Source organism: Vibrio sp. 10N.261.54.A5 (assembly GCF_041471145.1).
Classification (GTDB): Bacteria; Pseudomonadota; Gammaproteobacteria; order Enterobacterales; family Vibrionaceae; genus Vibrio; species Vibrio crassostreae_C.
The window spans coordinates 1-6,293 of the sequence record NZ_JBFRNU010000115.1 but is presented as its reverse complement, the minus strand read 5'-3'; the positions used below and the strand labels follow the sequence as shown (position 1 = coordinate 6,293).

The following is a 6,293-nucleotide window of genomic DNA, read 5'->3' as shown; positions in this document are numbered from 1 at the left end:
TTACTTTAATTGGTATAAAGACACCGAGCCCCTGCACTTCATGCTATTCCGGCACATATCAGAAAGCCTAGTCTGACGACTAGGCTTTCGTCGTTTCCTGCGTATGTGTTTTGGGTTTTAGTAGTAGATCCTTATCGCTAGCTATGAAGTACTTCTCTATATATCGGGAGGTGCTGCTTGGGAATATAGGTGGTCACTTCTAACTCTTAAGCTAAATAGAGCAGAGCACTAATCTGATTGTTTTACTATGTGAAATTCTCTATCGCGTACGTACTTCGCCCTAAGGAGTGAGACTTTATTGCTTGAATACGTAAAGGGTAATTGTCGATTATGTTCGTATTGGTACTCGTTTAGCTGCTATCTAAACCATACCTGATACACGTATCTGGAACCCTGAGACTGACTAAGGAAAAGGTAGGATGCTTAACACTTCAAGCTATCACACTCACTATGCATAAATAGAGATGTTGATTCGAAAGACCATCAAACAAACCTAAATAGCTATCTCGTAGATACAAAAACGCCTAGCGTTTGCTAGGCGTTGATAAATAGTGTCTCTAATACATCGACTACAGTATTTGCTTAAGCACCCTATCGGCTTTCACACGAGTGATCTTACGAATCAACTTCTGAACTTCCATCGGGTAGCTCTCTACCTTGTCTAACTGCTTATAAGTACAGATAAGCTGAGTGTGTTGAAGGATGTTATCCACTTCAGCCTGAAACTTGTCTGATAGGTGATGGTAGTTATCTTGGATAAAGATACCGTTCTCTAGATCCAACTTCCATGCGCGTGGATTTAGATTATTACCTGTTAGTAGCATGTAGCGCTTATCTACCCAAATGCCCTTTAGGTGGAAGCTATTGGAATCGTGTTGCCAAAGTCGAATTGATAGATTACGGCTAGCAATATGAGCTTCATTCGCTTTAGCGAAACGGCGTAAGTTCAGTTCGTAAAGGTATGGCAAACCACCAATCGTTTTAAACTCTTCTTCTGGTGAGATAAAGAAATCATTCGCTGTCTTATCACCAACAACAATGCTGACCTTTACGCCACGCTTAAGTGCTTTCTTCACTTCTTTAGCTAGGCTAGGTGGGAAGTTGAAGTAAGGTGTGCAGATGAAGATTTCATCTTTAGCTTGAGCGACGAGTTGGTTGATTCCCTGATTCAGACGGTTACGTCTTTTACCGATACCAACCAATGGTGTTACAGCCACTTGCTCTGCTGAAACCTCTTGCCCTTCGAATTGATACTGAGACCTTGCCAATGATGCTCGAAACTGACGAATCGCTGGTTTCAGTTCTTTGGTCGCAGGCTTGTTCTTATCAGCCAGGTCATAAACAGCGCTGTCCGCAACCATCTGTTCGTGTACGTAGGCAAACATTGAGTCAGCAAGAGCTGCATTGTTTAAAACATGGTAACGATCAAAGCGATAGCGGTCATGGTAATTCAGATAGATATTGTTAAGGCTTGCACCGCTGTATATCACGCTATCATCGACGATAAAGCCTTTTAAGTGCAATACGCCAAAGACTTCTTTGCCGCGAACGGGAATGCCATAGACAGGCACAGAATGTTGATATTTCTCTGCGAACTCTTTATACATGGCTGCATTGCCTTCAGAAGACTCTGCGCCAATCAATCCACGCTGCGCCCGGTGCCAATCGACACAAACGCTCACGTCTAATTCTGGATTCTTTTGCTTTGCTTCATATAAGGCAGTTAGGATCTCACGGCCAGCCTCATCATCTTCAAGATACAAAGCGACTAAACTAATACGAGTCGTTGCGCGAGATATTTCATCAAGTAGGCGAGTTCGAAACTCTTGCGCTGATAGTAGTACTTCAAACTTGTCAGGATTCTGCGCTATGGTTGGCAACTGTATGAATGGATTCCTACTGGCAATCATATTGACTGTTTTACCTTAAAAATATGCAAAATTGCGAACCTTTAATTTTACCAAAGGGATAGCACCAAATACTAGATAATCGAGGCATTCTCTAACAATTTTGCTGAAAATGCATAGGAATGAGATCTTTTCCGCTATTCGAATAGCGCTCGTATAAAACTCTTAAACCATTTGGTAGATCTTTAGGGTCTACTTGTACGAATTTGTGTCGCGCGTAAAAATTGGTGAGATGAGCGTACGCAAAGCAGTAATCATCTTCCGTAAGCGTATGTTGCGCACAATAATCCATAAGCTGGGAGCCTAATTGCTGACCACGATGTTGTTTTGATATCGCCATACCGGTAAGTAAGCGATTATTTTCTATTGTACGAAAACGCACGACACCGCACAGTTCGTTATTCAGCAATAACGAATAGATCAGTTCACTCTTATTCGCTTTTCCCGTTGGGTAATGTTCTTTATAGAAACGTTTAACTAGGGGAACCTTTACTGGGTCTAATTGAGTAATGATGACATTGTTCATTCAGTCACTGCGCCATTGGTTTATCTGCTGTAGAATGACCGCAGTGTAAGTTAATTGAATATCGCCATGCAATTCCATCTCAATGCTAGTTTAAAAAATGTTCATACTTTTTCCATCGATCAGACGTGTGATGCGTTGGTTGAAGTCACCACTACCGAAGAACTTATTTCGCTTTACAAAGACCCTAAATGGTCAGCTTTGCCTAAGTTAATACTGGGTAAGGGCAGTAATATGCTTTTTACTGAGCACTTCGCTGGCCTGGTCATCGTGAATAAATTAGCCGGGATTGAGCTGGCCGAGACGGACAGTCATCACCTACTGCATGTGAGTGGTGGCGAGGATTGGCCAAGCTTGGTTGAGTGGAGTGTGGATAAAGGGCTGGGTGGTCTAGAAAACCTAGCAATGATACCCGGCTGTTCCGGCTCTGCTCCGATTCAGAATATTGGTGCGTATGGTGTTGAGCTACAAGACGTATGCGAGTATGTCGATATCCTGTGTCTGGATACTTATACAGTTAAGCGATTAAGCAAAGAAGAGTGTCTCTTTGGTTACCGAGATTCTATTTTCAAACACGCTCTCTACGATAAAGCGATTGTTGTTGCGATTGGTTTAACGTTGCCGAAAGAGTGGGAGCCATGCAATCACTATGGCCCGTTAAAAAGCCTAGCAGCCGATACGCTCTCCCCTCGCACTATATTTGATGAAGTGTGTGCTATCCGTTCAAGTAAGCTGCCAGACCCTAGAGTACAAGGGAATGCGGGTAGCTTCTTCAAAAACCCTGTGATCACCAAAGATCATTTTGATCGCTTGTTAGCTCTATATCCAAATATGGTTGGTTATGAGAGTAATGACATGATCAAAGTTGCTGCTGGCTGGCTGATTGATCAATGCCAGTTCAAGGGTGTGACAGAAGGTGGCGCTCAGGTTCACCCCAACCAAGCATTGGTTATTATCAATTATGATGAGGCTTCTGCTGTGGATATCCTTAAGCTTGCAGAGCGAGTGCGCCAGTCCGTTTTGAATAAATTCGATATTCGATTGGAGCATGAAGTGCGCTTTATGGGACGAGACTGCGAGACAAACTTGGATAAGGCTTTGGAGTCATTGGCATGAGAGAGCACAGTACCAAGCTTGCACTATTGAGATGTCTTGCTGACGGTGAGTTTCATTCAGGTGAAGACCTAGGTGAAATGATTGGCGTATCACGAGCGGCTATCAGTAAGCACATTAAAGGTATTCAAGAGTGGGGTTTAGATATCTACCGAGTACAAGGCAAGGGTTACAAACTAGCCAGTCGTTTGGATATGCTTGACCAAGACAAATTGTCTGCAGTTAGTCGCGATGCTTCTCTTGAACTCATTCCCATCATAGGTTCTACAAACCAACACCTATTAGAGCGCACTAACACCCTCGAATCGGGTTCTGTCTGTATTGCTGAATATCAAGCTGCGGGTCGTGGACGCCGTGGACGAGAGTGGGTATCACCATTTGGTGCAAACCTCTATCTTTCAATGTATTGGAGACTCGACGCGGGGATGGCTGCCGCAATGGGCTTAAGCCTTGTGGTTGGTGTAGCTGTTGTTGAAGCTTTGGAAGAGATGGGCGTAGAAGGTGTAAAGCTTAAATGGCCGAACGACCTTTACCACAATGACAAGAAGCTTGCAGGTATCTTGGTCGAGCTGTCAGGACAGTCTGGTGGCGCTGCGCATATTGTGATTGGTTTAGGGCTAAACCTATCCATGGATCCAACAACATCAGGTATTGGCCAGCCATGGACTTCCCTTAAAGAAGTGTGTGATGGGAAGGTGCCAGACCGTAACCAGTTAGCGCAGGCTCTGATCAATGCTTGGGATAAGTCACTTGTCGACTACGAGTTGAAAGGAATGTCCAATTTTTTAGAGCGTTGGAACCGCTTGGATAATTTCTTAGGTCGCAATGTTAGATTGATCATTGGACCTAGAGAAATTGAAGGTGTTGTTCAAGGCATCGATGAACAAGGTGCTGTATTGCTCAAAACTGAGAATGGTGTCGAGAGCTATATTGGTGGCGAGATATCGCTAAGAAAAGGCGACTAAGGCGTTACTATTTTCTTAGTAACACTTCTTCAACCATATGATCTGCGCCTTTACGTAGAATCAGGTGAGCCCTTTCTCTTGTCGGAAGGATATTTTGTTCAAGGTTCAAGCCATTAATTGAACTCCAGATACCTTCTGCTTTGTCCAATGCGGCTTGGTTCGATAATTTAGTGTAATGACTAAAGTAAGAGCCAGGCTTAGTAAACGCGCCATCGCGGAATTTCATAAAGCGATTGACGTACCATTCTTTGATTTGTTGGCTATCAGCGTCAACATAGAGTGAGAAATCAAGGAAGTCTGAAATAAACACGCGATGTGGCTCGTGTGGATAATTCATTCCGGTTTGTAAAACATTAAGCCCTTCAATAATAAGCACATCTGGTAGGTCGACGCACTTAACGTCATCAGTAATATTGTACGTAAGATGCGAGTAAACAGGGGCTGTGACATTTCTCTTGCAAGCTTTTACATCCGAAACAAAGTTCACTAAACGCTTGATATCGTAAGATTCAGGAAAGCCCTTTTTGCTCATCAACCCTTTCTCTTCTAACACCTCGTTTGGATATAAAAAGCCATCGGTTGTCACTAGTTCAACTTTTGGGTGGTTTTCCCAGCGAGAGAGTAGGGCTTTAAGCAGACGCGCAGTGGTACTTTTGCCAACAGCTACGCTACCCGCAATACCGATGATAAAAGGTGGCGCTTTCTCTTTCTTATCTAGAAATTGGTGGAGTACCGAGTTTCTATTCTGTCTGGCTGCCACATAGAGGTTCAATAGACGAGATAGCGGTAGATAGATCTCTACTGCCTCTTCCATTGTGAGCTTTTCATTGATGCCTTGAAGCTCTTTTAAGTCGCTCTCAGAAAGTGTCATCGGAACTAAATTCCTTAGCTCAGACCAACGTTCGCGGTCAAATGACATAAATGGGCTCATACAAAACTCTATAGTGGATAACAAAACAAGTGCATGGAAAATACATCAAGCGATAGATAAATAAAATATCTTCCTGTACTAGATGCGGGTTAAAGACGTAAACCTTGAGCTAAATAGCCGTATGTAGGAGTTTGGTCAGAGAATTTTGCACTTTTTTTCAATTTACTATTGCAAGGTGGAAAATCATTCAATAAAATGCGCCCCACTTGTGCCGACTTAGCTCAGTAGGTAGAGCAACTGACTTGTAATCAGTAGGTCACCAGTTCGATTCCGGTAGTCGGCACCACTTTCTCCCTTCCTATAAGGCAAGCGAGAGAAAGCTCAAAATTTGGAGAGGTTCCCGAGTGGCCAAAGGGAGCAGACTGTAAATCTGTTGGCACTGCCTTCGATGGTTCGAATCCGTCCCTCTCCACCATATTCTAAAGGTTAAATAGCTCAAACAGAGTTACGTGTTGCGTGCATCGTATAATGGCTATTACCTCAGCCTTCCAAGCTGATGATGCGGGTTCGATTCCCGCTGCACGCTCCAACTCATTTTGTGTGCTGATATAGCTCAGTCGGTAGAGCGCACCCTTGGTAAGGGTGAGGTCCCCAGTTCGACTCTGGGTATTAGCACCAGTCTAAAGCTTCTTCTCCTTTAATAAAGAAAACCATTTTTTTGGTTGCGTGGTCTTATTTTAAGCCACCTAATCCGTACCTAGAGGGACACCCCATGTCTAAAGAAAAATTTGAACGTACGAAACCGCACGTAAACGTTGGTACTATCGGCCACGTTGACCACGGTAAAACAACTCTAACTGCTGCTATCTGTACTACACTTGCAAAAGTGTACGGTGGTGTTGCTAAAGATTTCG

The 6,293-nt window shown here is 43.6% G+C and carries 6 protein-coding genes and 4 tRNA genes; 7 read left to right on the top strand and 3 right to left on the bottom strand.

The window, feature by feature from the left end:
• Window positions 1-569: 569 nt before the first annotated feature.
• Complete coding sequence (gene pssA, locus AB4329_RS22405) at window positions 570-1,910, bottom strand: CDP-diacylglycerol--serine O-phosphatidyltransferase (protein ID WP_372139315.1); 1,341 nt, start codon at window positions 1,908-1,910, stop codon at window positions 570-572.
• Between the two features lie 91 nt (window positions 1,911-2,001).
• Window positions 2,002-2,433, bottom strand: a complete 432-nt coding sequence (locus AB4329_RS22400) for a GNAT family N-acetyltransferase (protein ID WP_372135607.1) — start codon at window positions 2,431-2,433, stop codon at window positions 2,002-2,004.
• A 66-nt stretch (window positions 2,434-2,499) separates the two neighbouring features.
• On the opposite strand from AB4329_RS22400, the gene murB reads away from it, so the two are divergent.
• The gene (gene murB / locus AB4329_RS22395; RefSeq protein ID WP_017059799.1) at window positions 2,500-3,546 is read left to right on the top strand and encodes a UDP-N-acetylmuramate dehydrogenase; all 1,047 of its coding nucleotides are present in this window, start codon (window positions 2,500-2,502) and stop codon (window positions 3,544-3,546) included.
• Window positions 3,543-4,508, top strand: a complete 966-nt coding sequence (birA, locus tag AB4329_RS22390; RefSeq protein ID WP_017059800.1) for a bifunctional biotin--[acetyl-CoA-carboxylase] ligase/biotin operon repressor BirA — start codon at window positions 3,543-3,545, stop codon at window positions 4,506-4,508. Before murB ends, birA begins: the two co-directional genes overlap by 4 nt.
• A gap of 7 nt (window positions 4,509-4,515) precedes the next feature.
• Here birA and coaA read toward each other — a convergent pair whose 3' ends face one another.
• Window positions 4,516-5,439 carry a type I pantothenate kinase gene (gene coaA / locus AB4329_RS22385; protein WP_017066910.1) on the bottom strand — a complete coding sequence of 308 codons (924 nt, stop codon included), beginning with the start codon at window positions 5,437-5,439 and terminating at the stop codon, window positions 4,516-4,518.
• 210 nt (window positions 5,440-5,649) lie between these two features.
• Between coaA and AB4329_RS22380 the strand changes: the two genes are divergently transcribed.
• From AB4329_RS22380 to AB4329_RS22360, 5 genes are all read left to right on the top strand, one after another.
• Window positions 5,650-5,725, top strand: a tRNA-Thr gene (locus AB4329_RS22380).
• Between the two features lie 44 nt (window positions 5,726-5,769).
• Window positions 5,770-5,854 (top strand) — tRNA-Tyr (locus tag AB4329_RS22375).
• Window positions 5,855-5,893: 39 nt separating this feature from the next.
• Window positions 5,894-5,968, top strand: a tRNA-Gly gene (locus tag AB4329_RS22370).
• A 13-nt stretch (window positions 5,969-5,981) separates the two neighbouring features.
• Window positions 5,982-6,057: transfer RNA gene (locus tag AB4329_RS22365), tRNA-Thr, on the top strand.
• A gap of 94 nt (window positions 6,058-6,151) precedes the next feature.
• Window positions 6,152-6,293 (top strand): GTP-binding protein (locus AB4329_RS22360; protein ID WP_242456805.1); only part of this gene is annotated, 142 nt, incomplete at its 3' end.